This window comes from Kineococcus sp. G2, assembly GCF_037154035.1.
Classification (GTDB): domain Bacteria; phylum Actinomycetota; class Actinomycetes; order Actinomycetales; family Kineococcaceae; genus Kineococcus.
Map to the genome: position 1 here is coordinate 69,698 of NZ_JBBBEM010000018.1, position 26,539 is coordinate 96,236.

The window sequence follows — 26,539 nt, forward strand, 5'->3', positions numbered from 1 at the left end:
GGCGGTCTCAGGCCTTCGCGACCTGCACGACCGCCCACGACAGCGGCGGCAGCACGACGGTGGCCACGCCGTCGACGAGGCTGACGTCCTGCAGCGGGCGCAGGCCCACCTGGTCGTGCGAACCGGTCGCGTTCGTGGTGTGGCGGTCCTGGCCCTCGGTGGCGGCCAGCACCTTCGCGCCCACGACCTTGTCGACGTCGAAGCCGCGCAGGGAGACCTCCACGGAGGCGGCCTCGGACTGGTCGCGGTTGGCCAGGAACAGCGACACGGTGGAGGTGTCGTCGTTCCAGGTGGCGCTGGCGTCCACGACGTCGACGTCGCCGAACTCGTCGGTCTCGTACTTGTCGGACGTCGTCGCGACCCGCAGCACGTCACCGGTGGCGAGGTGGCGCATCTGCTCGAACGGGTGGGCGATGGTCTGCTTCCACGCGTCCCCGCCCGCCTCGCTGCGCAGCAGGCCGATGACGTTGACGAGCTGCGCCTGGGCGCCGATGGTGACGCGGTCGGCGTGGCGCAGCAGCGAGTTCAGCAGCGTGCCGACGACGACGGCGTCGGTGATGGAGTACTCGTCCTCGATGACGCGCGGGGCGACGTCCCACGGCTGCACGCCGGGGGCGTGGTGGGGGCGCGACTGGTACCACACGTTCCACTCGTCGAACGAGATGTTGATGCGCTTGTTGTGCTTGCCCTTCGCGCGCACCGCGTCCGCGGTGGCGACGACCTGGTCGATGAACAGGTCCATGTCGACGGCGGAGGCGAGGAAGCTGGCGGCGTCGCCGTCCTTCTCCTCGTAGTAGGCGTGGCAGGAGATGTAGTCGACCGCGTGGTACGAGAGGTCCAGGACGGTGGACTCCCACGCGCCGAACGTCGGCATCGAGCGGCTGGAGGAGCCGACGGCCACCAGCTCGATGTCGGGGTCGATGGAGCGCATCGCCATGCCGGTCTCGGCGGCCAGCCGGCCGTACTCGTGGGCGGTCTTGTGACCGGTCTGCCAGGGGCCGTCCAGCTCGTTGCCCAGGCACCACAGCTTGATGTCCAGCGGGTCCTTGGTGCCGTGCGCGACGCGCAGGTCGGAGTACTTCGTGCCGGAGTTCAGGTTCGTGTACTCGAGCAGGTTGCAGGCGTCCTGCAGGCCGCGGGTGCCGAGGTTGACGGCCATCATCGTCTCGGTGCCGACCTTGCGGGCCCAGGAGTCGAACTCGGCCAGGCCGAACTGGTTCGTCTCCACCGAGCGCCACGCGCGGTCGATGCGCCGGGGGCGCTCCTCGCGCGGGCCGACGGAGTCCTCCCACTCGAAGCCGGAGACGAAGTTGCCGCCGGGGTAGCGCACCACGGTGGGGGCGAGCTGCTTCGTCAGCTCCAGGACGTCGCCGCGCAGGCCGTCCTCGTCGGCGGTGGGGTGGTCCGGCTCGAAGATGCCGGTGTACACGCAGCGGCCCATGTGCTCCACGAAGGAGCCGAACAGTCGGTGCGGGACGGGGCCGACCGTGAAGGCGGGGTCGAGGGTGAGGCGGGCGTTGCGCACGGGGGGTCCTTCCTGGGGCTGTCGTGCGGGGTGGAGAGGTGGGGAGGTGGAACGCAGGGAACGGGCGCGCGGCCGCTGCCGCACGCCCGTCCCCGATCAGGGTGTCACTGGCCGCCGAGGCCGGTGGTGGCGACGCCCTTGATGATCTGCCGCTGGAACAGCATGAACACGATGATGAGGGGCAGGCCCGCCAGGATGGCGGAGGCCATGACCTGCGCGTAGCGGATGCCGAAGGTGCTCTGCACCGTGACCAGGCCGACCGGCAGGGTCATCAGGTTCGGGTCGGAGGTCACGATCAACGGCCACAGGAAGTTGTTCCAGGCGCCGATGAACACGAAGATCGCGACCGCCGCGATGATGGAGCGCGACAGCGGCATGATGATCTGCCAGAAGATGCGGAAGGTGCCGGCGCCGTCCACGCGGGCCGCCTCCTCCAGCTCCTTGGGCACGCCGTCGAAGAACTTCTTCAGGATGAACACCATGGCCGGCGCCACCAGCTGCGGGAGGATGATGCCCCAGTAGGTGTCCACCATGCCCATCACGATGAGCTGCTTGTACAGCGGCACGATCAGGATCTGCGGCGGGACCATGATGCCGGCCACGGTCAGCGCCAGCAGGAAGTTCTTGCCGCGGAACGAGGTGCGGGAGAACCCGTAGGCGGCCAGCGCCGAGACGGTCACCGTCAGGACCGTCACGGCGATCGCGACCACCGTGGAGTTGACGAACCAGGTGATGAGGTCGTCGCTGCCCAGGACCGAGCGGTAGGCGTCCAGGGTGAACCCGGACTCGGGGATCCACTGCGGCGGGACCGCGGTGGTCTCCGCCTCGGGCTTGAGCGAGGTGTCCAGCGCCCACAGCAGCGGCGCCAGCCACAGCAGGGACACCACGACCAGGCCGGTGACCATCAGGGCCCGCATCCCCAGCGGGGCCTTCGGTCCGCGCGGATCGCTCGAGCGGGAGGGGCGACGGCCGGACGTCGCCCGCGACGGTGCGAGGGTCGCCATGGTCACTGTCCCTTCCGGTTGGCGCTGCGACGGTTGGTCAGCCACAGCTGCCCCAGCGACACCGCGATGATGAGGAGGAAGAAGAAGTACGAGATCGCCGAGGCGTAGCCCAGCCGGTAGTTCACGAAACCGGAGTCGTAGACGTACTGCAGGATCGGGGCGGCGGCACCCTCGGGGCCGCCCGTGCCGCCGGCCCACAGGATGTAGATCTGGTCGAAGACCTTCAGCGAGGCCAGGACCTGAAGGATGATCACCAGGCCGGTCGTGCGGTTCAGCAGCGGCAGCGTCATGGACACGAGCCGGCGGAAGGGGCCGGCGCCGTCGATGGCCGCGGCCTCGTAGATCGACTCGGGGATGGCCTGCAGCGCCGACAGGTACAGCAGGAAGTTGAAGCCCACGGTCCACCACACCGTGATGATCACGGTGGACAGCAGAGCCATGTTCGGATCGGTGAGCCAGCCCACGGTGGGCAGGCCCCACTGCGCCAGGGTGTTGTTGATGAACCCCAGGTCGTTCTGGAACAACCACTGCCAGATGAGCACGACCGTGGCGACGGGCAGCAGGAACGGCGCGAAGAAGGAGAAGCGCCACAGCCACTGGCCGCGCACCCCGGACTGCACCAGCAGCGCCATGCCGAGGGCGACGAGCACGAGCGGGACCGTGCTCATGACGGTGAACAGCAGGGTGTGCCCGAGGGTGCGCCACACCTGGGAGTCGCCGAGGAGCTCGGCGTAGTTGTCCAGGCCGACGAACTGGGCGGGCCTGCCGGCGAGGCTGACGTCGAAGAAGCTCATCCCCAGCCCGTACAGGACGGGGATGATCGTGAAGAGGGCGTAGACGACGAGGAAGGGCAGGACGAACCAGAACCCGCCGCGGTTGGTCGTCAGGCTGTTCTTGGGGACGCGGCCGTCCAGCGGCCGGGCGGGCCCGGGCGAGACGGTGGACGTCGTCGTGGTGGTGGCCATGTCGGTGTCCTCCTCAGACCGGGCTCGGGGTGGCGAGCTGCTTGTTCAACCACGCCTCGAGCTGGTCGACGGCCTCGTCGGGCGTGATGCTCTGCAGGTGCAGCGCAGCCAGGATCTGGCCGGCCTGGCCCATGAGGGACGAGCCCGATCCGGAGAAGTACGCGTCCGGGTCGAAGGCGATCTTGTCGGCCGCCTCGCGGTAGTTCGACTGCGGTGTCAGCGCCAGGTACTCCTGGGACTCGCTCACCGGGCCGTAGGCGGGGATGTGCCCGCCCTCGCCCCACGACAGCGAGTTCTTCAGCGCCGAGGCGACGAAGAGGTAGGCGTTGCGCCGGCTCTCCTCGTCCAGGTCGCGCTGGCGCGGCAGCACGAAGCTGTGCCCGTCGCCGCGCACCGCATCGGTGCCGTACAGCTGCGGGAACTCCTGCATGGAGAACGGCGTGCCGGTGGTCAGGAAGGTGCTGACCTCCCACTCGCCGGTCAGCAGGATGCCTGCCTGGCCCGAGCCGAACACGGCGATGGCGCCGGCCGCGTCCGCCGTCTGCGAGACGACCTCGCCGTCGGTGAACTCCTGCATGAAGGTCAGGACCTCGATCATCTTCTCGCGGTCGAACTGCGCGGTCCCGCCGGGGGGCAGCTCCAGTGTCCCGCCGTTCTGGCTGTACAGCGTCCAGAACATCATCCAGTTCACGAAGGCGTCGGCGGCGGCGTAGGCGATGCCGTTGCCGCCGGTGACCTCCGCGCAGCGGCGGCCGAACTCGATCAGCTCCTGGGGGCTGTTGATCGGGTTGAGCTTCCCGTCGGGGCCCAGCAGGCCCGCCGCGTCGCAGATCTCCGTGTTGTAGAACAGCACGAAGGGGTGCGAGTCCAGCGGCACGGCGAACAGCTCGCCGTTCACGGTGGCCTTCTGCCACAGCGGGGCGGGAAAGTCCGCCTCGGTGATGCCCAGCTCCGCCAGTTCGTCCAGGTCGAACGGCTCCAGCAGGTGCTCGGCGAACGTGGGCAGGCGCGACAGGTGCATGGACGCCACGTCCGGCGGCCGCCCGCCGGCCGCCGCCATGGCCAGCTTCGTGTAGTACGGCGAGCCCCAGGCCAGCGTCGTGGCCGTCACGTCGATCTCGGGGTGCTCGGCGCGGAAGGCGTCGACCAGCCCGATCATGCGCAGGCCGTCGCCGCCGGCGAAGAAGTTCCAGTACTGCAGGGACGACTCCGCGCCCACCGACGTGATCGGTGTGGCGCAGGAGCCCAGGACGCCCGTGCCCGCCAGTCCGGCAGTCAGAGCGGTACCGCGCAGGAACGCGCGGCGAGATGGTGCGGTCACCCTCGACCTCCTCCTTGCAACGTTGGAAGACAAGGTGGCACGGGGGTTGTCGTGAGGTCAAGCCGCTCGACGACACCGGTCTGTGCCACGATTCGGCCATGCCAGCGACCCGCGCGACGACGCTCAAGGACGTCGCCGCGGCGGCGGGCGTCTCGATCAAGACGGTCTCCAACGTCGTCAACGACCACCCGCACGTGCGCCCGGAGATGCGCGAGCGCGTGCGCGCCTTCATCGAGCAGCTGGACTACCGCCCCAACGGGATGGGCCGTCAGCTCCGCCAGGGCCGCAGCGGCCTGATCGCGCTGGCCGTCCCGCACGTCACCAGCCCCTACTACGGCGAGCTCACCAGCGCCCTCGTCGACGCGGCCCGCGAGCGGGGGCTGACCCTGCTCGTGGAGCAGACGGACGCCGACCCCGTCCGCGAGCGCCAGGCCGCCGAGGGGTTCGGGGTGCGCATGGTGGACGGGCTGGTGTTCGTGCCCCTGAACATCCCCACCGGCGTGCTCGCCGAGCGGCGCGACCGGACCCCCGCGGTGCTCATCGGCGAGAACGGCGAGGGCGCCGACGCCGACCGCGTCACCATCGACTCCACCGCCATCGGCGACCTGGCCACCACCCACCTGCTCCAGCTCGGCCGCCGCCGCGTGGCGTTCCTCGGCGACAAGGACGCCGAGCGCTCCCCGGTGCTCGCCCAGCGCGTCGCCGGGTACCGGCGCGCGCTGCAGCGGGCCGGGGTCGACGTCGACCCGCAGCTCCTGCAGCCGACGCCGGAGTGGGAGCGCGGCCACGGCCACGACGGCACGGCCGAGCTGCTCGCCGCCCGCCCCGACGTGGACGCGATCTTCGCCGCCAACGACCTGCTCGCCTTCGGCGCCCTGCACGCCCTGCGCCGCCTGGGCCGCCGCGTGCCCGAGGACGTCGCGGTCGTCGGGGTCGACGACGTGGAGGAGTCGCGCTTCTGCGCCCCCACCCTCACCACCGTCGCCATCGACCGCACCTCGCTCGCCCGGCAGGCGCTGGCGCTGCTGGCCGAGCGCCTCGACGGGCTGGACGTGCCGGCGCGCACCCTGACCGCCGAGCACCACCTCGTGGTCCGGGAGAGCACCGGCGGCTGACCCGTCCGGTCGATCGGTGCCGCGAGCGCGGCGTGCGGCAGGATCGTGCCGTGCGAGCCGTGCAGATCACCGCCACCGGCGGCCCGGAGGTCCTCACCGTCGCCGACCTGCCGGAGCCGGAGCCCGGCCCGGGGCAGGTGCTCGTCGCCGTGGAGGCCGCGGGCGTCAACTTCATCGACACCTACCGCCGCAGCGGGGTGTACCCGCTGGCGCTGCCCGCCGTGCTCGGCAGCGAGGGGGCCGGTCGCGTCGTGCGCGCCGGCGAGGGCGTCGAGGGGTTCGCCCCCGGTGACCTCGTGGCGTGGAAGGAGGGGGCCGGCAGCTGCGCGGAGCGGGTCGTCGTCGCCGCCGCCGAGCTGGTCCCCGTGCCCGACGGCGTGGACGCGCGCACCGCGGCGGCCGTGCTGCTCCAGGGGCTGACCGCGCACTACCTCGCCACCGACACCTTCCGCGTCACCGACGGCACCTGGGCCCTCGTGCACGCCGCCGCCGGCGGGGTGGGCCTGCTGTTGACGCAGCTGGTGCGGCTGCGCGGCGGGCGGGTGCTCGCCACCACGTCCACCGAGGAGAAGGCCGACCTGGCGCGCGCCGCCGGCGCCGAGGAGGTCGTGCGCTACGCCGGCGCCGCGGCCCGCGCCCGCGAGCTGACCGGCGGCCGCGGCGTCGACGTCGTCTACGACGGCGTCGGCAGGGACACCTTCGACGGCTCGCTGAGCGCGCTGCGCCCGCGCGGCCTGCTCGCCCTGTACGGCGCTTCGTCCGGGCAGGTGCCCCCGTTCGACGTGCAGCGGCTCAACGCCGCCGGCTCGCTGTTCCTGACCCGGCCCACGCTGGCGTCGTACACGCAGGACCGCGCCGAGCTGCTGGCGCGCACCGGCGAGCTGTTCGCCCTGGTCGCGGACGGGCGCCTCGACGTGCGGATCGGGGCGACGTACCCGCTGGCCGACGCCCGGCGCGCGCACGAGGACCTCGAGGGCCGGCGCACCACGGGCAAGCTCCTGCTGCTGCCCTGAGGCCGCCCCGCCGGAGGGAGCCGGCTCAGGCGTCCCCGTGCGCGGTGCCGCGGCGCACCGCCGTGCTCCCGGACGCTCCGCCCTCGTGGGACCCGTCACCGTGGGCTCCGTCCCCGTGCGCGCCGCGGCCTCCCCGCAGGCGCCCGACGAGGGTCACCACGAGCACGACCAGCGCGCCGACGACCAGCCCGGCGAGCGCGCTGCCCAGCGTGTTGGTCGTCCAGCCCAGGACGCCGCCGAGCGCCCCGGTGGCCTCGTGGACCGCCTCCTCCGCGTGGTGCACCAGCCCGTAGGGGGCGTGCAGGCCCAGCTCGTCGGCGCCCACCAGCAGGATGTGCCCACCGACCCACAGCATCGCGGCGGTCCCGACGACGGTCAGGGCGGTCAGCAGGCGCGGCATCCCCTTCACCAGGGCGTGCCCGAGCCGCGCCACGGCGCCGCCGGAGGAGCGGGACAGGCGCAGCCCCACGTCGTCCATCTTCACGATCAGCCCCACCACGCCGTACACCAGGGCGGTGATGAGCACCGCCACCACGGCCAGGACCACGGCCCGGGTGACGAACGGCTCCTCGGTGACCTGGTCGAGCGAGATGACCATGATCTCCGCGGACAGGATGAAGTCGGTGCGCACGGCCCCGGAGACGATGGTGTCCTCGTCCGCCAGCTGCTCACCGCCGCCGTGCCCGTGGCCGTGGCCGCTGAGCTTGCCCCAGATCTTCTCCGCGCCCTCGTAGCAGAGGTACGCCCCGCCGAGCATGAGGATGGGGGTGAGCAGGAACGGCAGGAACTGGCTCAGCAGCAGCACCGCGGGCAGGATCAGCAGCAGCTTGTTGCGCAGCGAGCCCAGCGCGATGCGCCGGACGATCGGCAGCTCGCGCTCGGCCGCCAGGCCCCGCACGTACTGGGGGGTCACGGCCGTGTCGTCGACGACGACGCCGGCGGCCTTCACCCCGGCCCGCGCCGCCGCGGTGCCGATGTCGTCGACGGACGCGGCGGCGGCTCGCGCCAGCACCGCCACGTCGTCGAGCAGGGCCACGAGTCCACCGCTCACGGGAAGGTCCTCTCCGTCCGGCCGGCCCCTGGGGCGGGTGCCGGTCGTGCCCATGGTGTCCGCCCGGCGCCCCGGGCGCACCCGGCGGGGGTCAGCCCGCCCGGCCGGACAGCACGCAGAACTCGTTGCCCTCCGGGTCGGCCAGCACCACCCAGCTGACGCGCCGGTGCTGGCCGACGCCCACCGGCCGGGCGCCGGCCTCGCGGGCGGCGCGCACGACCCGGTCCTGGCCCGGCGGCGGGGAGGTGGGCCGCACGTCCAGGTGCCAGCGGTTCTTCACCGCGTGCGGCGTCGCGGTGCGCACGAACTCCAGGTACGGCCCGCGCCGGCCCTCGCGCAGCGCCGCGGCCGCCGGGTCCGAGCGCACGACGTCCCAGCCGGTCAGCGGCGCCCAGAAGGCGGCCAGCGCCGGCGGGCGCAGCGCCTGCACCACGACGGCCGCCACCCGCCCGCAGCCCTCGTACTGCGGGCGCGGGTCCAGCACGCAGAACTCGTTGCCCTCCGGGTCCGCCAGCACCACCCACGGGGCGTCGCCCTGCCCGACGTCGGCGCGCCGGGCGCCGGTGTCGAGCAGGAACTGCACCGTCTCGCGCTGCTCGGCGGGGGAGGAGGTGTCCAGGTCCAGGTGCACGCGGTTGGGCCCGGTCTTGGCGTCGCGCACCGGCACGAACACCAGCGGGACCCCGGGCTCGCCCTCGGGCGGGTCGACGTCCACCTCGCCGGCGTCGGCGTGACCGAGGCGCCAGTCCAGCGCGCGGGCCCACCAGCGCGCCAGGGCGGGCGGGTCGGCCGCGTCCACCGTGACCGACGCCAGCCGGGCCCCGGCCCCGGGTGCGACGCCGGGCGCGGGCACCACGGCGGCTACTGCCCGCGGCCGGTCTGCTGCTGCAGCTCGTCGATCAGCTCGGAGGCCTGCGCCTTCGTCAGGTCCTCGGGCAGGTCGCGACCGGCCTCGCGGGCCAGGGTCTGCAGGTAGCTCTGCTGCGGGCCGGTCATCGGCTCGTCGCCGGTGACCCAGGTCTCCGGGTCCTTCTCGGCGTTCTGCGTCGGGTCCGGGGTCTCGTTCTCGCTCACGCGCCAGACGCTACGACGCGGCCCCGACGCGCGCCCGGTGAGCGCGGCCGCGGGGGCACCCGGGCCGGCGGCCGCGGCACCGGGCGGGTGGGCACCCTCCCGGTGCACCGGGGCGAACCACCCGAACGGATCAGCGGATCACCCACCCGGCCCCCTCCCGAATCACTAGTCTCACCCCCGGCGACGAGCCGTCACCGTCGGGTGGCGAGCCGTCGGAGGAGACGAAGCCAACGGGGGAGACCGTCGTGAACGAGCCCGCGCCCGCCACCAGCCGCCAGGAGTGGGCCGACGCGGCCAAGGGCGCCAGCGTGGCGCTCGTCGTGCTGGGGCACGTCACGTGGTTCCACTACCTGCCGGTCGTCGAGCGCGCCTGGCCCGGTGCCTCGGGCGCGCAGTGGCTGTGGTCGATGTTCAACGAGGTGCTGCGCCCGCTGCGCATGCCGCTCTTCTTCGTCGTGGCCGGCTTCTTCGCGGTGCGGGCCCTGCAGCGCCCCTGGTCGCTGGTGCTGCGCCCGCGCGTGGGCACCTACGCCTACCTGCACGTGGTGTGGCTGCTCCTGTGGACCCTCACCGCGCTGGCCGTCGGCGCGCTCGCCGGCGGTGGGCTCGAGGCCGGCGGCCTCGGCCTCGTCGTGCCCACGGACCCCGCCGGGTGGCTCACCGCCGGCCTCGCCGGAGGGGTGGGCCCCTGGTTCCTCTACGCGCTCGCCCTGTACTTCGCGATCGGCAAGCTCACCGCCCGCCTGCCCCGGGCCGTCGTCGTCGCCGCGGCGGCCGCGCTCGCCCTGGCCTCCTTCGCCGCCTGGCTGCCGACGCCCGTGTGGTCGGAGCCGGTCCTGCGCAACGGCGTGTGGTACTTCCTCGGCTCCGCGTGCGCCGGCCGGCTGCGGGAGCTGGCCGCCCGCCCGCGACCGCTGCGGGCGGCGGCCGCCGCCACCGGGCTGCTCGGCGCCGGTGTCCTGCTGTGGCGGCTGGACCCGGGGGTCGTCGGCCAGGCCCTGGCCGAGCTGCCGCTGCGGCTGCTCGCGGTGATCGCCGGCGTCCTGCTCGCGGTGCAGCTGACCGCCTCACTGCCCCGGCTGGCCGCGCCCTGGGTGCGCCTGGGCCGCCGGACCCTGCCGGTGTACGTGCTGCACCCCGTCCTGCTGTTCGCGCTGCACCCGGTGCTGCTCGTCCTCGACGAGCGGCTGCTGAGCGCCCTGCCCGGCCCGCTGCCGCAGGTCGCCGCCCTGCTCTACCCGCCGGTGCTGTCGGCGGCGCTCGTCCTGGGGTCCGTGGGCGTGCACGCGCTGCTGCTGCGCGCCGGGGCCTCGTGGCTGTTCGCCCTGCCGGGTGGTCCCCGCTCCGTGCAGCTGCCTCGGCCCGCCGCGGTCCACCCGCCGGTGCCCGCCCAGCCCGGCCACCCCGTGCATCCCCCTCGGCCCGCCGCGGTCCGTCCGCCGGAGGCCGGGTCCGGCCGGCCCACCCCGTAGCGCCCCGGGGCCCGCCCCGGCTCTCCGCGGCCGCCGGGGGCGGCGCCCTAGGATCGCTCCATGACCCACGTCCTGTCCGCGGTGGCCTGGCCCTACGCCAACGGCCCCCGCCACATCGGCCACGTCGCCGGCTTCGGCGTCCCCTCCGACGTGTTCAGCCGGTACATGCGGATGGCGGGTCACGACGTCCTCATGGTCTCGGGCACCGACGAGCACGGCACCCCGATCCTCGTGCAGGCCGAGCAGGAGGGCGTGAGCCCCCAGGAGCTGGCGGACCGCTACAACCGCGTCATCGCCGAGGACCTGCACGGCCTGGGCCTGGCCTACGACCTGTTCACCCGCACCACCACGCGCAACCACTACGCGGTGGTGCAGGAGATGTTCCGCACCGTGCACCGCAACGGGTACATGGTCCCGAAGAAGGGCATGGGCGCCATCTCCCCGTCCACGGGGCGCACCCTGCCGGACCGCTACGTCGAGGGCACCTGCCCCATCTGCGGCTTCGACGGCGCCCGCGGCGACCAGTGCGACAACTGCGGCAACCAGCTGGACGCGATCGAGCTGAAGAACCCCCGCAGCCGCATCAACGGCGAGACGCCGCTGTTCGTGGAGACGGAGCACTTCTACCTGGACCTGCCGGCGCTGGCCGACGCGCTCGGCTCGTGGCTGCAGACGCGCGCGGAGTCGGGCCGCTGGCGGCCCAACGTGCTGAAGTTCTCCCAGAACCTGCTGGAGGACCTCAAGCCGCGCGCCATGACCCGCGACATCGACTGGGGCATCCCGGTGCCGCTGCCCGGGTGGGAGGACAACCCCGCCAAGCGGCTGTACGTGTGGTTCGACGCCGTCATCGGCTACCTGTCGGCGTCGGTGGAGTGGGCGCGCCGCTCCGGCGACGACGACGCCTGGCGGGCCTGGTGGACGGACCCGTCCGCGCAGTCGTACTACTTCATGGGCAAGGACAACATCACCTTCCACTCCCAGATCTGGCCGGCCGAGCTGCTGGCCCACGACGGGCTGGGCGCGCGGGGCGGTGAGCCCGGCCGGTTCGGGGCGCTGAACCTGCCCAGCGAGGTGGTGGCCAGCGAGTTCCTCACCATGGAGGGCAGGCAGTTCTCCTCCAGCCGCGGTGTCGTCATCTACGTGCGCGACGTCCTGGCCCGCTACCAGCCTGACGCGCTGCGGTACTTCATCTCCGCGGCCGGCCCGGAGAACAACGACGCCGACTTCACCTGGCAGGAGTTCGCCACCCGCACCAACTCCGAGCTGGTCGCCGGCTGGGGCAACCTCGTCAACCGCACCGCCAGCCTGATCGCCAAGAACGTCGGCTCGATCCCCGAGGCGGGTGAGCGCACCGACGCCGACCGGCGGGTGCTGGAGACCACGGGCCGGGCCTTCGGCACGGTCGGCGGCCTCATCGAGGCGCACCGCCAGCGCGCGGCGATCTCCGAGGCGATGCGCGTGGTCGGCGAGGTCAACAAGTACCTCACCGAGCAGGAGCCCTGGAAGATCAAGAACTCCGACCCGGAGCGGATGCGCTCGGTGCTGCACGTCACGGCCCAGGCCGTCTCGGACTGCCGCACGCTGCTCTCGCCGTTCCTGCCCCACTCGGCGCAGGCGGTGCACGAGGTCCTCGGCGGCACCGGCACCGTCTCGCCGATGCCGCAGCTGCGCGAGGTCACCGACCTCGACGACGCGTCGCGCTCGTACCCCGTCCTCACCGGCGACTACCGGCGCGGTGAGAACCTGCCGGGGTGGGGGTCCGTGCGCGTGGTGCCCGGCACGCCCGTGGCGCCGCCGAAGCCGGTCTTCACGAAGCTGGACATCGACGCGGTGGTCGAGGAGGAGCACCGCCGGCTGCGGGGCGAGGACCCCGACGCCGGGTGAGCCCGCGCGAGACGTCCAGGCCGCCGGCGCCGGAGCCCCTGCCGGTGCCGGTGGCGGACAACCACACCCACCTCGACCTCGAGGCGTCCGAGGCGGAGGTCGCCGCGCTGCTGGCGGCCGCCGCCGAGGCGGGGGTGCCGCGCTCGGTGCAGATCGGCTGCGACCTGCCCGCCGCCCGCTGGACCGTCGAGGCCGTCGAGCGGCACCCGCAGCTGCTGGGCGGGGTGGCGATCCACCCCAACGAGGTGCCCGGCCTCGTCGAGCGCGGTGAGCTGGACGCGGCCCTGGCCGAGGTCCGCGAGCTCGCCCGGCACCCGCGCGTGCGGGTGGTGGGGGAGACGGGGCTGGACTTCTTCCGCACCCCGCCGCAGCAGTGGCACCTGCAGGAGGAGTCCTTCCGCGCGCACATCGCCCTGGCCAAGGAGCTGGGCCTGGCGCTGCAGATCCACGACCGCGACGCCCACGACGCGGTCCTGCGCGTGCTGGCCGAGGAGGGCGCCCCGGAGCGCACGGTCTTCCACTGCTTCTCCGGCGACGCGGCGATGGCGCGCGCGTGCGCGCAGGCCGGCTACTACCTGTCCTTCGCCGGCACCGTGACGTTCAAGAACGCCGAGCCGCTGCGCGAGGCCCTGCGCGCCGCGCCCCACGACCGGATCATGGTGGAGACCGACGCGCCGTACCTGACGCCGGTGCCGCACCGCGGCCGGCCCAACGCCGGCTACCTCGTCCCGCTGACCGTGCGCTCGATGGCCGAGACCCTCGGGACGGACCTGGAGCAGCTGTGCGGGCAGCTGGCCGCGACCACGGAGGCCGTCTACGGGCCCTGGTGAGCTGCGTCACCCCGAGCTCGCCGGGCGGGGCCGCGCCCGCCCGGCGGCGCCGCGCCCGAACGCGCTGCACCGCAGAGCCTCCCCCCGGTGATCACGTTCCGTCCACGGCGCGACCCCGCGTGATCACTCGCCGTGACCGCGCTCCAGGGATCACGGGAACTTGTCGAAACGGTGTCAGCGCGGTTACGGTCCCGCGCAGTCGGCCGGATCGAGCAGGCCGGTCGCCACGGCCGACGTGGGGGACGGGGGTCCCCCTCACACCGGTCCGCGCCCGCGCTCGTGCCCGGGAAGCACGTCGAAGGACTCCTCGTGCAGTTGCGCACCCTCCTCCCCGCCACGTCCCGCACCGTCCGCGTCGCCGCCGGAGGCACCGTCCTCGCGGCCGTGCTCGGCGGTGCCGTGGCGTTCACCGCCCTCGACAAGGACGTCACCCTCGACGCCGACGGCTCGCGCACCGAGCTGAGCGTCTTCGGCGGCACCGTCGCCGACGTCCTCGAGTCCGAGGGCGTCGAGGTCGGCCCCCACGACATCGTCGCCCCCGCCGTCGACACCCCCGTCGTCGACGGCACCGACATCGTCGTGCGCTACGGCCGGCAGCTGACCCTCACCGTCGACGGCGAGCAGCAGGTCCGCTGGACCACCGCCCGCACCGTCGAGGAGGCCCTCGCCGACCTGGACGTGCGCGCCGACGGCGCCAAGCTGTCCGCCTCCCGCTCGCAGCCCCTGGGGCGCGCGGGCCTGGCGCTGGACGTGGTGACCCCCAAGGCCGCCGTCGTCGTCGCCGACGGCCAGGAGCGCGCGGTGACCACCACGGCCACCGACGTCGCCGCCCTGCTCGCCGAGACGGGCGTCACCGTCCGCGAGGGCGACGAGGTCTCCGTGGACACCGCCGCGCGCGTGACCCCCGAGATGCGCGTGCAGGTCGTGCGCGTGGACCGCTCGCAGAGCACCGAGCAGGTCGCGATCGCCCACGGCAGCCGCACCGAGCGCACCGACGCCCTGTACGAGGGCGAGCGGAAGGTCGTCACCGAGGGCGTGGACGGCTCCAAGACCGTCACCTTCGACGACGTCTTCCGCGACGGCGTGCGCGTCAGCCACGACGCCGTCGGCGAGACCGTCGACGTCCAGCCCGTCGAGGAGGTCGTGCAGGTCGGCACGAAGGAGAAGCCCGCCCCGGCGCCCGCCGCCGCGAGCAGCTCCTCGTCGTCCTCCGGCGGCGGCTCCGTCGGCGGCGGCGTGGACTCGCTGAACTGGGCCGCCCTGGCCGCCTGCGAGTCCGGCGGGAACCCGGGCATCGTCTCCGCCAGCGGCAAGTACCACGGCCTGTACCAGTTCAGCGTGCAGACCTGGCGCTCCGTCGGCGGCAGCGGCCTGCCCAGCCAGGCGTCGGCCGGCGAGCAGACCTACCGGGCCAAGCTGCTGTACCAGCGCTCCGGTGCCGGACAATGGCCCACGTGCGGCAAGCGTCTCTGACCACGACCACCCGGACCACCCGGACCACCCGCCCGGCCGAGCGCCCGGCGAGCTCCGCGACCACCCGCCCGGCGGGGGCCCCGTGTCCCTGCTGAGCGCCGGGGACGTGCGCGAGCTCGCCGGGCGCCTCGGCGTGCGGCCCACGAAGACCCTCGGCCAGAACTTCGTCGTCGACGCCAACACCGTGCGCCGCATCGTGCGCGTGGCGGGCCTGGAGCCCGGGGACGTCGTCGTGGAGGTCGGTCCCGGGCTCGGCTCGCTGACCCTGGCCCTGCTCGAGGTCGTCGACCGGGTCGTCGCCGTCGAGATCGACCCCGTGCTGGCCGCCGAGCTGCCCGCCACCGTCGCCGCCCGCGCCCGCCCCGGCGCCGACCTGGAGGTGGTGCTGGCCGACGCGGTGGCCGTCACCGAGCTGCCCGGTCCGGCCCCCACCGCCCTCGTGGCGAACCTGCCCTACAACGTGGCCGTGCCGGTGCTGCTGACGATGCTGGCCCGCTTCCCGTCCCTGCGGCACGGCCTGGTCATGGTCCAGTCCGAGGTCGCCGACCGCCTCGTGGCCCCGCCGGGCAGCCGCACCTACGGCGTCCCCAGCGCCAAGACCGCCTGGTACGCCGAGGCCCGGCGCGCCGGGGCCGTGCCGCCGCCGGTGTTCTGGCCCGTGCCGCGGGTGGACTCCGGGCTGGTGGCCTTCACCCGCCGCCCCGCCCCGGCGACCACCGCGAGCCGCGAGGAGGTCTTCGCCGTCGTCGACGCCGCCTTCGCGCAGCGCCGCAAGACCCTGCGCGCAGCCCTGGCCGGCTGGGCCGGCTCACCCGCCGCCGCCGAGAGCGCCCTGCGCGCCGCCGGCGTCGACCCCGCGGCGCGCGGCGAGCAGCTCGACGTGGCCGCCTTCGCCCGGATCGCGGCGCACCGGCCCGCCGCCGGGACGCCGTAGGGTCTGACCCCGTGCTCAGCAGTCCCGCGCGGGAGTCCGTCACCGCCCGCGCCCCGGCCAAGGTCAACCTCCTCCTGGAGGTCGGGCCGCGCCGCGACGACGGCTACCACGACCTCGTCACCGTGTTCCAGGCCCTGGACCTGACCGAGGACGTCACCGCCACCGAGGCCGACACCTTCTCCGTGGAGGTGACCGGCACCGGGGGCGTCGACGCGTCCGGCGTGCCGCTGGACGAGCGCAACCTCGCGCTGCGGGCCGCCCTGCTGCTGGCCGCCCGCGCCGGCGTGGACCGCGGCGCCCACCTGAGCGTGCGCAAGGGCGTGCCGGTCGCCGGCGGCATGGCGGGCGGCTCCGCCGACGCCGCCGCGGCGCTCGTCGCCTGCGACGCCCTGTGGGACCTGCACCTGGGCCTGGACGCCCTGGCCGAGCTGGGCTCCGAGCTCGGCGCCGACGTGCCCTTCTGCCTGCACGGGCGCACCGCCGTGGGCACCGGCCGCGGTGACCGCCTCGTGCCGGTGCTGACCACCACGTCCTTCCACTGGGTGCTCGTGCTCGCCGGGCGGGGCCTGAGCACCCCGGAGGTCTTCGCCGAGTGCGACCGGCTGCGGGAGGCGTCGGGGGGGCCGGTGCCCGAGGCCGACGCCGGCGAGAGGCTGCGCGCGGTGGAGGCCGCGATGCGCTCCGGCGACCCGGCCACCCTCGGGCGGGCGCTGGCCAACGACCTGCAGGAGGCGGCCTGCTCGCTGGCCCCCGAGCTGACCGGCACGCTCGCCGCCGGGGCCGAGGCCGGGGCGCTGGCCGGCCTGGTCTCCGGCTCCGGCCCCACGGTCGCCCTCCTGGCCGCCTCCGCCCCCGACGCCCGCCGCCTCGCCGCGCGGCTGCGGCCCCGCTTCGGCGAGCGGGTGCGCACCGCCACCGGCCCCGTGCCCGGCGCCCGGGTGCTCGAGGCCGTCCGCGCCCGCTGAGCCCCACGCCCCCACCGCCCCACCGCCGTCCCCACCACCGCACCCACCCGCAGGAGGAGCACCGTGCCCGCAGCCAACCTGGTCAGCGCCGAGGCCCTGACCGTCGTGCACGGCTCGCGCACGCTGCTCGACCGCGTCTCCCTGGGTGTGTCCGAGGGGGACCGGATCGGCGTCGTCGGCCGCAACGGCGACGGCAAGTCCACCCTGCTGCGCCTGCTCGCCAAGCAGCAGGAACCCGACGGCGGACGCGTCACCCACACCGGCGGGCTGCGCATGAGCATGCTCGCGCAGGCCGACGCGCTGCCGCCGGCGACCACCGTGCGCGAAGCCGTCCTGGGCGACCTGCCCGAGCACGCCTGGGCCTCCCAGCCGCGCGTGCGCGACGTCGTCGCCGGCCTGCTGGGCGACCTGGACGCCTCCGACGTCGGCGGCCTCGACACCGCCGTCGGCACCCTGTCCGGCGGCCAGCGCCGCCGCGTCGGCCTGGCGGCCCTGCTGGCCGCCGACCCCGCCGGCGAGCTCCTCGTCCTCGACGAGCCCACCAACCACCTCGACGTCGAGGGCGTCGCCTGGCTCGCCGAGCACCTGCGCACCCGCTGGGCGCCCGGCTCCGGCGCCCTGCTGGTCGTCACCCACGACCGCTGGTTCCTCGACGCCGTGTGCGAACGCGTCTGGGAGGTCCACGACGGGGTCGTCGACCCCTACGACGGCGGGTACGCCGCCTACGTGCTCACCCGCGCCGAGCGCGCCCGCGTGGCGGCCGTCACCGAGGAGCGCCGGCAGAACCTGCTGCGCAAGGAGCTGGCGTGGCTGCGCCGCGGTGCGCCCGCCCGCACCAGCAAGCCGCGCTTCCGCATCGAGGCCGCCAACGCCCTCATCGAGGACGTCCCGCCGCTGCGCGACTCCGTGGAGCTGGCCCGGATGGCCACCACGCGCCTGGGCAAGGACGTCGTCGACCTCGAGGACGTCTCGCTGTCCTACGGCACCAAGCGGCTGCTGGACCGCGTGACCTGGCGGCTGGGCCCGGGTGACCGCGTCGGGGTGGTCGGCGTCAACGGCGCCGGCAAGTCCACCGTGCTGGGGCTGGTGAACGGCACGGTGCAGCCGGACTCGGGCCGGGTCAAGCGGGGCAGCACCGTCGTGGTCGCCACCCTCTCGCAGGAGGTCCGCGAGCTCGACGAGGTCGGTGACCTGCGCGCCCTGGAGGCCGTGGACAAGGTCGCCAGCCACGTGCGCCTGGGGGACCGGGACGTGCCCGCCGGGCAGCTGCTGGAGCGCCTGGGCTTCACCGCCCAGCGCGCCTGGACGCGCGTGGACGACCTCTCCGGCGGCGAGCGCCGCCGCCTGCAGCTGCTGCGGCTGCTCATGGCCGAGCCGAACGTGCTGCTGCTGGACGAGCCGACCAACGACCTCGACACCGACACCCTCGCCGCCGTGGAGGACCTGCTGGACGGCTGGCCCGGCACCCTCGTCGTCGTCAGCCACGACCGCTACCTGCTGGAGCGGATCACCGACCGGCAGGTGGCGCTGCTCGGCGACGGCACCGTGCGCGACCTGCCCGGCGGGGTGGAGGAGTACCTGCAGCGGCGGGCGCGGGCCAAGGCTGCGCAGGTGGCGGCCCCGGTGGGTGGCGCGGGTGGTGGCGCTGCGCGCCGGCCCGCCGCCGACGGGGCCGCGGTGCGGGCGGCGCGCAAGGAGATGGCCCGTGTCGAGCGCCAGCTCGACCGCCTGGCGCAGCAGGAGGAGCGGCTGCACGCCGAGCTGGCCGAGCGCGCCACCGACCTGGCGGCCGTCACCGAGCTGGACGGCCGGCTGCGCGCCCTGACCGCCGAGCGCGAGGAGCTCGAGCGGCTGTGGATGGAGGCGTCCGAGCTCGTCGAGTGAGGCCGGTCCGCGTCCCCGCGGCGACACGACCCGTGGTCACCCCCCGTGATGCGGTTACCACGTTGCGCTGAACGGGTGGGGCCGTCCGGGGGGAACGGCGCGAACACGCCCGGACGGGCGCGGAACTCTTGCGCCGTCCAGGTGACGTTCCCCTACGCTGTGCGGCGCCGCGCGGTCCCATGGGGGTGGGGTCGCGCAGGTGGCCGAGCCGGCGAACCGGCGATCCGATCGAGTCCAGGGGGGACTTTGAGCATCAGCGACGCGCCCGGATCCAGGACACGGCCCGGTGAGCTGGAGGACCGGCTCCTGGGCACCTCACCGGCGGACGAGCAGGCCGACGCGGCACGTCGCGAACGGCTCCTGCTGCCCCGGCAGCGCACCACGCTCGGCCTGCCCGAGCGCACACCCGCCTGGCAGCGCAGCTACGTGCAGAAGATCATCGCCCTGGACGCGGCCGTGGCGGCGCTGGCCGCCTTCACCGGCTTCTTCGCCCGCTTCAACGGGCGCCCGGCCGACCTGGACAGCACCGCCGGCCGCGCGGTCGTCGCCTGCGCCGTGCTGCTGCCCCTGATCTGGGTGGCCGCCATGGGCGTCGCCCGGACCTACGAACCGCGCTTCCTCGGCGTGGGCTCCGAGGAGTTCCACCGCGTGCTGTCCGCGGCGCTCGCCGTCGTGGCCCTCGTCGGCACCTCCTCCTGGGCCTTCAACCTCGACGTCGCCCGCGGGTACGTCGTCGTCGCCTTCCCCGTGGCCACCGTGCTCACCCTGGTGGGCCGCTACGCGGTGCGCCGCCGCCTGCACGAGCGCCGCACCCGCGGCGAGGCGGGGCAGAGCGTGGTGGCGGTCGGTCACCGGGCCGCCGTGGCCGGCATGGCCCGCCAGCTGCACCGCGCCTCGTACCACGGCATGCGCATCGTGGGCGCCTGCGTGCCGGGCGGGAAGGGCGACGCGGTGGAGGACGCCGAGCTGGACGAGCTGGGCATCCCCGTCATCGGCAGCCTGGAGGAGGTGCGCCACGCCGTCACCAGCGTCGACGCCGACGTCGTGGCCGTCACCTCCTGCCCCGAGCTGGACGGCCCGGCCCTGCGCCGCCTCGGCTGGGAGCTGGAGGCCACCCGCGCCGACATGGTCGTCGCCCCGGCGCTGACCGAGGTGATCGGCCCGCGCGTGGCGATCCGCCCCGTGTGCGGGCTGCCGCTGCTGCACGTGGAGCGCCCCGAGCTGGACGGGGTGCGCCGCCTGGCCAAGACCACCGTGGACCGCACGGCGGCCGCGGTCGCCCTGCTGGTGCTCAGCCCCGCGCTGCTGGCCGTCGCGCTGCTGATCAAGCTCGACAGCAAGGGCCCGGTCTTCTTCAAGCAGCAGCGCGTCGGCAAGGACGGCAAGCTCTTCCCGATGTTCAAGTTCCGCTCGATGGTCACCGACGCGGAGAAGCTGCTCATCGACCTGCGCGAGAACACCGACGGCAACGGCGTGCTGTTCAAGATGAGGGTCGACCCGCGCATCACCCGCGTCGGCCGCGTCATGCGCCGCTACTCCGTCGACGAGCTGCCGCAGCTGATCAACGTGCTGCGCGGCGAGATGTCCCTCGTCGGCCCGCGCCCGCCGCTGCAGGCGGAGGTCGACAAGTACGGCTACGACATGCGCCGTCGCCTGCTGGTCAAGCCGGGTCTGACCGGCCTGTGGCAGATCAACGGCCGCTCCGACCTCGACTGGGACGAGTCGGTGCGCCTGGACGTGCGCTACGTGGAGAACTGGTCCTTCACGTTCGACTTCATGATCCTGTGGAAGACCGCGGGCGCGGTCCTGCGCGGCCGCGGCGCCTACTGACCCTCCCGCCGGCGCACCGCCCCGCGGCGCCCCCGCACCCACCGGGTGCGGGGGCGCCGCCGCGTCCGGGCGGGGCGGGTGGATCGGGGCGGGTGGATCGGGGCGGGTCGTCAGCAGGCGTCGCGGCCGCCTCAGCCCGCCGCGCCGGACCTCTCGAACGGCGCCGCCACCCGCCGCAGCAGCGTCGCCAGCGACCGGCGCTCCCGCTCGTCCAGCACCGCCAGCATCCGGTGCTCGGCGCGGACCAGGTCGGCCAGCGCGGCGTCGACCACCGCGGCGCCCTCCGCGGTCAGCCGCACCCGCACGCTGCGCCCGTCGTCGGGGGCGGGCCGGCGCTGCACCAGCCCCCGCCCGGCGAGGCGGTCCACCCGGTTCGTCATCGTGCCGCTGGTCACCAGCGTCTGGACGACCAGCTGCCCCGGGGACAGCTCGTGCGGGGCGCCCGCCCGCCGCAGCGCCGCCAGCACGTCGAACTCCCACGTCTCCAGCTCGTGCGCGGCGAACGCGTCGCGGCGCAACCGGTCCAGGTGGCGGGCCAGGCGGGCGACGCGGGAGAGGACCTCCAGCGGCTCGACGTCGAGCTGCGGGGTCTCGCGCCGCCACGCCGCGACGATGAGGTCGACCTCGTCGGCGTGCGGCTGCGCGCCCGGGGACCGGCCTGCGTCGCGTGCCACGGCAGCGACTCTAGGGCGTGCCCCGCTCCGGCTCCGCGGGCCGCTGCCGCCCCGCGGGCGGCGCGTCGTGGCCACGGTCGTGCTCGTGGTCGTCGTCGCGGGGGCGCACCGTCAGCCGGGGGGAGCGCTCCAGGCCCGTCAGCCCGTTCCACGCCAGGTTCACCAGGTGCGCCGCCACCTCCTCCTTGGGCGGCTCGCGCGTGTCCAGCCACCACTGGCCGGTGACCGCCACCATGCCGACGAGGCCCTGCGCGTACAGGGAGGCCGTCTGCGGCGGGAAGCCGCGGGCGGCGAACGCGTCCACCAGCAGGTGCTCCACCTGGCGGGCGATGTCCGAGATCGCGCTGGCGAAGGTGCCCGTGGCGGCGGCGGCGGGGGAGTCGCGCACGAGGATGCGGAAGCCCTCGGTGGAGCTCTCGATGTAGTCCAGCAGGGCCGTGATGGCCCGCTCCAGCAGCGTGCGGGGGCTGCCCCGCCCGGACAGGGCCCGGGTGATCGCCGACAGCAGGGAGGCGATCTCACGGTCCACCACGACCGCGTACAGCCCCTCCTTGCCGCCGAAGTGCTCGTACACCACCGGTTTCGACACGCCCGCGCGCGCGGCGATCTCCTCCACCGTGGTGCCCTCCACCCCGCGCTCGGCGAACAGGGCGCGGCCGATGCCGATGAGCTGCTCGCGGCGCTCCCCGCCGGTCATGCGGGAACGGGGGCGGGGGGGCACGCCACCATCCTGCCCCGCGCACCCGGCGCTGCGCCGACCGGGTGGTGGTGGGCGGCCCGCGGTGCCGGCGGGGACGCCCGCGGGGTGCTGGCAGGATGGTCCCGCGCCGGTCCGTCCGCGGACCGGGGCGCCCTCCCGGGTGGTGTAACGGCAGCACGGCGGGTTTTGGTCCCGTCCAGTAGGGGTTCGAATCCTCTCCCGGGAGCGTGGCGGGCTGGTCGGCCGGGCAGGGCCGGGCCGTTATCCTCGCCCAGGGGCCGCACTCCGGCCCTGCCTCCGCCGCCCCGAGCCCGCGAGGAGCGCGCCCCGCGTGAGCACTCCCCAGACCACCCCCGCCGACCCCACCGCCCCGCCGCCCGGCTCCCCGGGCCCGGCCCCCGCCGCCGTGGTGGTCCTGGCGGCCGGCGAAGGCACCCGCATGAGGTCGCAGCTGCCCAAGGTGCTGCACCCCCTCGGCGGTCGCCCCCTGCTCGCACACGCCGTGGCCGCCGCGCGCGCCACCGGGCCGCAGCACCTCGTCGTCGTGCTGCGCCACCAGGCCGAGAGGGTCGCGCAGGGCCTGCGCGACGCGGACCCCGACGCCGTCGTCGCCCTGCAGGACGACGTCCCCGGCACCGGCCGCGCCGTGCAGTGCGGCCTGGACGCCCTCCCGGCGGACCTGACCGGCACCGTCGTCGTCACCTACGGCGACGTGCCGCTGCTCTCGGCCGGCACGCTGCGCCGCCTCGTCGCCGCGCACACCGCCGGCGGCAACGCGATGACCGTCCTCACCGCCGAGCTCGCCGACCCCACCGGGTACGGGCGGGTGCTGCGCGACGGGCACGGCGTGCGCGCCATCGTGGAGCAGAAGGACGCCACCGAGGACGAGCGCGCGGTGCGCGAGGTCAACTCCGGCGTCTACGCCTTCGACGCGGCCGCCCTGCGCGCCGCGCTGGGCCGGGTCGGCCGCGACAACGCCGCCGGGGAGGTCTACCTGACGGACGTGCTCGGCCTGCTGCGCGCCGACGGGCACCGGGTCGAGGCGCTCGCGGTCACCGACGAGTGGGAGATCCGCGGCGTCAACGACCGCCTGCAGCTGGCGGAGCTGGCCGCCGAGGCCAACGCGCGCACGCTGCGCCGCTGGATGCTCGCCGGCGTCACCGTCACCGACCCGCGCACCACGTGGATCGACGCCGGCGTGGAGCTCGAGGCGGACGTCGTGCTCCTGCCGGGGGTGCAGCTGCACGGCCGCACCCGCGTCGCCGCGGGCGCCGTCGTCGGGCCGGACTGCACGCTCACCGACGTCGAGGTGGGCGCCGGGGCCGTGGTCGAGCGCACGCACGGCAGTTCCGCGGTGCTCGGCGAGGGCGCGCACGTGGGCCCGTTCGCCTACCTGCGACCGGGCACCCGCCTGGGCGCGGACGGCAGGATCGGCACGTTCGTGGAGACGAAGAACGCCGAGATCGGGCGCGGGTCCAAGGTGCCGCACCTGTCGTACGTGGGTGACGCCACGATCGGCGAGCACTCGAACATCGGCGCCGCCTCGGTCTTCGTCAACTACGACGGCGTGAGCAAGTCCCGCACCACCGTCGGCTCCCACGTGCGGATGGGGTCGGACACCATGTACGTCGCGCCGGTGACGGTCGGCGACGGTGCCTACTCGGGTGCCGGCACCGTCATCCGCAAGGACGTCCCCGCCGGGGCGCTGGCCGTCAGCGTCGCCCCGCAGCGCAACGTCGAGGGCTGGACCGTCCGCCACCGCCCCGGGACCCCGGCCGCCGAGGCGGCGCTGCGGGCCGCGGAGGACGCGGGCAGCACCGGCACCACCAGCAGCACGGGCGCCACCGAGGGCACCGGAGTCACCACCGAGGGCAGGGAGCAACGACCATGACCGGCATCACCACCACCGGCGAGAAGCGGATGATGCTCATCTCCGGGCGCGCGCACCCGGAGCTCGCGCGGGAGGTGTCCGCCGCGCTGGGCGCGGAACTGGTGCCCACCAGCGCCTACGACTTCGCGAACTCGGAGATCTACGTGCGCTTCGAGGAGAGCGTGCGCGGCTCCGACGCGTTCGTCATCCAGAGCCACACGGCGAACGTCAACCAGTGGATCATGGAGCACCTGATCATGGTGGACGCGCTGAAGCGGGCCTCCGCCAAGCGCATCACCGTCGTCGCCCCCTTCTACGGCTACGCCCGCCAGGACAAGAAGGGCCGCGGCCGCGAGCCGATCTCCGCGCGGCTGATCGCCGACATGTTCAAGACCGCCGGCGCCGACCGCCTGATGTCGGTGGACCTGCACACCGCCCAGATCCAGGGCTTCTTCGACGGGCCCGTGGACCACCTGTGGGCGCTGCCGATCCTCGCCGACCACGTCGGCAAGCGGGTCGACCGCTCCAACCTGACGATCGTGTCCCCGGACGCGGGCCGGGTGCGCGTGGCCGACCTGTGGTCCGACCGGCTGGGCGCCCCCCTGGCGATCATCCACAAGCGCCGCGACCCGAACGTGCCCAACCAGGTCAAGGTCCACGAGGTGGTCGGCGACGTCGAGGGCCGCACCTGCGTGCTGGTGGACGACCTCATCGACACCGCCGGCACGATCGTGCAGGCCGCCGAGGCGCTGAAGGCGAACGGCGCCGCGGACGTCATCGCGGCCGCCACCCACGCCGTGCTGTCGGGCCCGGCGGTGGACCGGCTGAAGAACTCGCCCATCTCCGAGCTGGTGGTGACCAACACGCTGCCCATCGCCGAGGCGCAGCGGTTCCCGCAGCTGACCACCCTGTCCATCGCCCCGCTGCTGGCGCGCGCCATCCGCGAGGTCTTCGACGACGGCTCGGTCACCAGCCTGTTCGACGGGCACAGCTGATCCGGCGGCCGGGCCACCGCCGGTCCCCGTCCGGGGACCGGCGCGCGGTCGGCCGCAGCGCGCGGCGCCGGTAGACTGGGGCCCGGTTGCCTCGGCGAGGGACGGCGCGCAGCGCTCTCCGTGATCGACGCGGTGGACGGGTGCGCCCCGCTCTCCCGAGGTCTGTCTGCACGAACCCCCGACCTCACGAGGAGAGCCCCAAGTGGCCGAGACCAAGCTGTCCGCCGAGAAGCGCACCGAGTTCGGCAAGGGCGCCGCCCGCCGCATCCGTCGCGACGACAAGATCCCCGCCGTGGTCTACGGGCACGGCGAGGCGCCGCTGCACGTGACCCTGCCGGGCCACGCCACCATGATGGCGCTGAAGCACGCCAACGCCCTGCTGAGCATCGACGTCGAGGGCGAGAGCCACCTGACGCTGCCCAAGGACGTCCAGCGCGACCCGATCAAGGGCTTCATCGAGCACGTCGACCTCATCGTCGTCAGCCGCGGCGAGAAGGTCTCCGTCGACGTCCCGCTCACCCTGACCGGTGAGGCCGCCGCGGGCACCGTCGTCAACCAGGAGCTGACGACGCTGTCCGTCGAGGCCGAGGCGACCCACCTGCCGGAGTCCCTGGAGGTCTCCGTGGAGGGCCTGGAGGGCGGCAGCCGCGTGGCCGCCGGGGACGTCGCCCTCCCCGAGGGCACCACCCTCGCCGGCGACCCCGAGCAGCTCGTCGTCGTGGTGCAGGCCGCCGCCAGCACCGAGCAGGCCGAGGCCGAGCTGGAGTCCCTGGAGTCCGAGGCCGGCATCGTGCGCGAGGAGCCCCACTCGGACGACCAGGGCGGCGAGGCCTGAGCACCGGTCCGCGCTCGCGGGAGGGCTAGTGAGCGACGCGTGGCTCGTCGTCGGGCTGGGCAACCCCGGCGCCGAGTACGAGCGCACCCGGCACAACGTCGGGCAGATGGTCCTCGCCGAGCTGGCGGGCCGCGCGTCGGCCTCGTTCAAGCGCCACCGCTCCGGTGCCCGGGTCGCCGAGGTGCGCCTGGGCACCGGCCCGGGCGGCGTGCCCGGGCCGCGGGCGGTGCTGGCGGCCCCCACCTCGTACATGAACCTCTCCGGCGGTCCCGTGGCGGGCCTGGCGAAGTACTACGACGTGCCGCTGGAGCACCTCGTCGTCGTCCACGACGAGCTCGACGTGCCCTTCGGTGCCGTCCGCCTCAAGCGCGGCGGTGGTGAGGGCGGTCACAACGGGCTGCGCTCGATCTCGAAGTCCTTGGGAGGCAAGGACTACGCCCGCGTGCGGGTGGGGGTGGGGCGGCCGCCGGGCCGGCAGGACCCGGCCGACTTCGTGCTCAGGGAGTTCTCCACCGTCGAGCGCAAGGACCTGCCGTTCCTGCTGGGGGACGCCGCCGACGCCGTGGAGCTGCTGACCCTGCAGGGGCTGGAGGCCGTGCAGCAGAGGTTCCACAGCCCACCGTGACGCGCGCCGCGCACGGGGAGCGAGAAACGGCCGAGGGCCGGTCAGGACGATTCCTGACCGGCCCTCGGCCGTTCGCGGTCCCCCGCGGCTGCCCGCTCAGTGCTGGCGGCGGGCGCTGCGCTTGGAGGCGACGACCATCGCGGTGCCGCCGAGCACGAGCACGGAGCCCGCAGCCGCCCAGGGCAGCACGTCGGCGCCGGTGTAGGCCAGCTCGTCGCCGGAGGAGTCGAGGGCGCGCGCCGGGCTCGTCGGGCGCTCCTGACCGGTGCTCGGCGTCTCACCGCTCGGCGTCTCACCGCGCGGGGTCTCGCCCTGCGGCGGGGCCGAGGGCTCCGGCGTCACCGGGGTCGTGACCGTCGGCGTCGGCGTGGACGGTGCGTAGTCGGTCGAGGCCGACGCGAGCGTGGCGGTGCCCGTCAGCGCAGCGATCGCGAGGCCCCCACCCGCGACGAGACGGACGGCGTTCTTGGTGCGGTGCACGTGTCTTCCCCCCAATGTCG

The 26,539-nt window shown here is 74.6% G+C and carries 24 protein-coding genes and 1 tRNA gene; 15 read left to right on the forward strand and 10 right to left on the reverse strand.

Annotation, left to right across the window (positions count from 1 at the left end; genetic code table 11):
• Positions 1-7: 7 nt before the first annotated feature.
• From arfA to V9U69_RS04105, 4 genes are all read right to left on the reverse strand, one after another.
• Positions 8-1,525, reverse strand: coding sequence for an arabinosylfuranosidase ArfA (gene arfA, locus V9U69_RS04090; protein ID WP_337060028.1), 1,518 nt, complete (start codon positions 1,523-1,525; stop codon positions 8-10).
• Positions 1,526-1,629: 104 nt separating this feature from the next.
• The gene (locus tag V9U69_RS04095; RefSeq protein WP_337060029.1) at positions 1,630-2,529 is read right to left on the reverse strand and encodes a carbohydrate ABC transporter permease; all 900 of its coding nucleotides are present in this window, start codon (positions 2,527-2,529) and stop codon (positions 1,630-1,632) included.
• Positions 2,530-2,531: 2 nt separating this feature from the next.
• Entirely contained in the window at positions 2,532-3,494 is a 963-nt protein-coding gene (locus tag V9U69_RS04100; protein WP_337060030.1) for a carbohydrate ABC transporter permease, read from the reverse strand.
• A 13-nt stretch (positions 3,495-3,507) separates the two neighbouring features.
• Positions 3,508-4,815, reverse strand: a complete 1,308-nt coding sequence (locus V9U69_RS04105; RefSeq protein WP_337060031.1) for an extracellular solute-binding protein — start codon at positions 4,813-4,815, stop codon at positions 3,508-3,510.
• Between the two features lie 98 nt (positions 4,816-4,913).
• On the opposite strand from V9U69_RS04105, the gene V9U69_RS04110 reads away from it, so the two are divergent.
• A complete protein-coding gene (locus tag V9U69_RS04110; RefSeq protein WP_337060032.1) occupies positions 4,914-5,930 on the forward strand; it encodes a LacI family DNA-binding transcriptional regulator in 1,017 nt (338 codons plus the stop codon).
• A gap of 50 nt (positions 5,931-5,980) precedes the next feature.
• On the forward strand, positions 5,981-6,943 hold the full coding sequence (locus V9U69_RS04115; protein WP_337060033.1) for a quinone oxidoreductase family protein: 963 nt from the start codon (positions 5,981-5,983) through the stop codon (positions 6,941-6,943).
• Positions 6,944-6,968: 25 nt separating this feature from the next.
• Here V9U69_RS04115 and V9U69_RS04120 read toward each other — a convergent pair whose 3' ends face one another.
• The 3 genes from V9U69_RS04120 to V9U69_RS04130 form a co-directional block, all read right to left on the reverse strand.
• A complete protein-coding gene (locus V9U69_RS04120; RefSeq protein ID WP_337060034.1) occupies positions 6,969-7,994 on the reverse strand; it encodes a DUF808 domain-containing protein in 1,026 nt (341 codons plus the stop codon).
• A gap of 91 nt (positions 7,995-8,085) precedes the next feature.
• Positions 8,086-8,850 (reverse strand): VOC family protein, encoded by a 765-nt coding sequence (locus V9U69_RS04125; protein ID WP_337060035.1) that lies wholly within the window; start codon positions 8,848-8,850, stop codon positions 8,086-8,088.
• 5 nt (positions 8,851-8,855) lie between these two features.
• The gene (locus tag V9U69_RS04130; protein ID WP_337060036.1) at positions 8,856-9,068 is read right to left on the reverse strand and encodes a DUF3072 domain-containing protein; all 213 of its coding nucleotides are present in this window, start codon (positions 9,066-9,068) and stop codon (positions 8,856-8,858) included.
• A gap of 245 nt (positions 9,069-9,313) precedes the next feature.
• Here V9U69_RS04130 and V9U69_RS04135 point away from each other — a divergent pair, with 245 nt between their 5' ends.
• The 8 genes from V9U69_RS04135 (at position 9,314) to V9U69_RS04170 (ending at position 20,340) form a co-directional block, all read left to right on the forward strand.
• Positions 9,314-10,540 carry an acyltransferase family protein gene (locus V9U69_RS04135; RefSeq protein WP_337060037.1) on the forward strand — a complete coding sequence of 409 codons (1,227 nt, stop codon included), beginning with the start codon at positions 9,314-9,316 and terminating at the stop codon, positions 10,538-10,540.
• A gap of 60 nt (positions 10,541-10,600) precedes the next feature.
• A complete protein-coding gene (metG, locus tag V9U69_RS04140; protein WP_337060038.1) occupies positions 10,601-12,424 on the forward strand; it encodes a methionine--tRNA ligase in 1,824 nt (607 codons plus the stop codon).
• Positions 12,421-13,254, forward strand: coding sequence for a TatD family hydrolase (locus V9U69_RS04145; RefSeq protein ID WP_337060039.1), 834 nt, complete (start codon positions 12,421-12,423; stop codon positions 13,252-13,254). The genes metG and V9U69_RS04145 overlap by 4 nt, the downstream gene beginning before the upstream one ends.
• Positions 13,255-13,563: 309 nt before the next feature.
• Positions 13,564-14,727 carry a ubiquitin-like domain-containing protein gene (locus V9U69_RS04150; protein ID WP_337060040.1) on the forward strand — a complete coding sequence of 388 codons (1,164 nt, stop codon included), beginning with the start codon at positions 13,564-13,566 and terminating at the stop codon, positions 14,725-14,727.
• A gap of 82 nt (positions 14,728-14,809) precedes the next feature.
• On the forward strand, positions 14,810-15,661 hold the full coding sequence (gene rsmA, locus V9U69_RS04155) for a 16S rRNA (adenine(1518)-N(6)/adenine(1519)-N(6))-dimethyltransferase RsmA (protein ID WP_337060041.1): 852 nt from the start codon (positions 14,810-14,812) through the stop codon (positions 15,659-15,661).
• A gap of 11 nt (positions 15,662-15,672) precedes the next feature.
• Positions 15,673-16,626 (forward strand): 4-(cytidine 5'-diphospho)-2-C-methyl-D-erythritol kinase, encoded by a 954-nt coding sequence (locus V9U69_RS04160; RefSeq protein ID WP_337060042.1) that lies wholly within the window; start codon positions 15,673-15,675, stop codon positions 16,624-16,626.
• A gap of 63 nt (positions 16,627-16,689) precedes the next feature.
• Entirely contained in the window at positions 16,690-18,510 is a 1,821-nt protein-coding gene (locus V9U69_RS04165; RefSeq protein ID WP_337060043.1) for an ABC-F family ATP-binding cassette domain-containing protein, read from the forward strand.
• Positions 18,511-18,870: 360 nt separating this feature from the next.
• Complete coding sequence (locus V9U69_RS04170; RefSeq protein ID WP_442907578.1) at positions 18,871-20,340, forward strand: sugar transferase; 1,470 nt, start codon at positions 18,871-18,873, stop codon at positions 20,338-20,340.
• A 131-nt stretch (positions 20,341-20,471) separates the two neighbouring features.
• On the opposite strand, the gene V9U69_RS04175 is transcribed toward V9U69_RS04170, so the two are convergent.
• Both V9U69_RS04175 and V9U69_RS04180 read right to left on the reverse strand, forming a co-directional pair.
• Positions 20,472-21,014, reverse strand: coding sequence for a MarR family winged helix-turn-helix transcriptional regulator (locus V9U69_RS04175; protein ID WP_337060045.1), 543 nt, complete (start codon positions 21,012-21,014; stop codon positions 20,472-20,474).
• 10 nt (positions 21,015-21,024) lie between these two features.
• Positions 21,025-21,711, reverse strand: coding sequence for a TetR/AcrR family transcriptional regulator (locus V9U69_RS04180; protein ID WP_442907579.1), 687 nt, complete (start codon positions 21,709-21,711; stop codon positions 21,025-21,027).
• A gap of 157 nt (positions 21,712-21,868) precedes the next feature.
• On the opposite strand from V9U69_RS04180, the gene V9U69_RS04185 reads away from it, so the two are divergent.
• The 5 genes from V9U69_RS04185 to pth all read left to right on the forward strand — a co-directional run bounded on the left by V9U69_RS04185 (position 21,869) and on the right by pth (position 26,039).
• Positions 21,869-21,940 (forward strand) — tRNA-Gln (locus tag V9U69_RS04185).
• 213 nt (positions 21,941-22,153) lie between these two features.
• On the forward strand, positions 22,154-23,605 hold the full coding sequence (gene glmU, locus V9U69_RS04190) for a bifunctional UDP-N-acetylglucosamine diphosphorylase/glucosamine-1-phosphate N-acetyltransferase GlmU (protein ID WP_442907580.1): 1,452 nt from the start codon (positions 22,154-22,156) through the stop codon (positions 23,603-23,605).
• Positions 23,602-24,579: a ribose-phosphate diphosphokinase gene (locus V9U69_RS04195; RefSeq protein ID WP_242126021.1), complete on the forward strand. Its 978-nt coding sequence runs from the start codon at positions 23,602-23,604 to the stop codon at positions 24,577-24,579. The genes glmU and V9U69_RS04195 overlap by 4 nt, the downstream gene beginning before the upstream one ends.
• 202 nt (positions 24,580-24,781) lie before the next feature.
• Positions 24,782-25,414, forward strand: coding sequence for a 50S ribosomal protein L25/general stress protein Ctc (locus tag V9U69_RS04200; protein WP_337060048.1), 633 nt, complete (start codon positions 24,782-24,784; stop codon positions 25,412-25,414).
• Positions 25,415-25,442: 28 nt separating this feature from the next.
• A complete protein-coding gene (gene pth, locus V9U69_RS04205) occupies positions 25,443-26,039 on the forward strand; it encodes an aminoacyl-tRNA hydrolase (protein WP_337060049.1) in 597 nt (198 codons plus the stop codon).
• Between the two features lie 96 nt (positions 26,040-26,135).
• Here the strand turns inward: pth and V9U69_RS04210 are convergent, their stop codons facing one another.
• On the reverse strand, positions 26,136-26,519 hold the full coding sequence (locus tag V9U69_RS04210; protein ID WP_337060050.1) for a hypothetical protein: 384 nt from the start codon (positions 26,517-26,519) through the stop codon (positions 26,136-26,138).
• Between the last annotated feature and the right edge of the window lie 20 nt (positions 26,520-26,539).

Excerpts from the sequence above, each read along its gene's own strand:
- glmU (WP_442907580.1), top strand. The coding sequence starts at position 22,154 with ATGAGGTCGCAGCTGCCCAAGGTGCTGCACCCCCTCGGCGGTCGCCCC.
- V9U69_RS04195 (WP_242126021.1), top strand. The coding sequence starts at position 23,602 with ATGACCGGCATCACCACCACCGGCGAGAAGCGGATGATGCTCATCTCC.
- metG (WP_337060038.1), top strand. The coding sequence starts at position 10,601 with ATGACCCACGTCCTGTCCGCGGTGGCCTGGCCCTACGCCAACGGCCCC.
- V9U69_RS04180 (WP_442907579.1), bottom strand. The coding sequence starts at position 21,711 with ATGACCGGCGGGGAGCGCCGCGAGCAGCTCATCGGCATCGGCCGCGCC.
- V9U69_RS04100 (WP_337060030.1), bottom strand. The coding sequence starts at position 3,494 with ATGGCCACCACCACGACGACGTCCACCGTCTCGCCCGGGCCCGCCCGG.
- V9U69_RS04110 (WP_337060032.1), top strand. The coding sequence starts at position 4,914 with ATGCCAGCGACCCGCGCGACGACGCTCAAGGACGTCGCCGCGGCGGCG.
- V9U69_RS04095 (WP_337060029.1), bottom strand. The coding sequence starts at position 2,529 with ATGGCGACCCTCGCACCGTCGCGGGCGACGTCCGGCCGTCGCCCCTCC.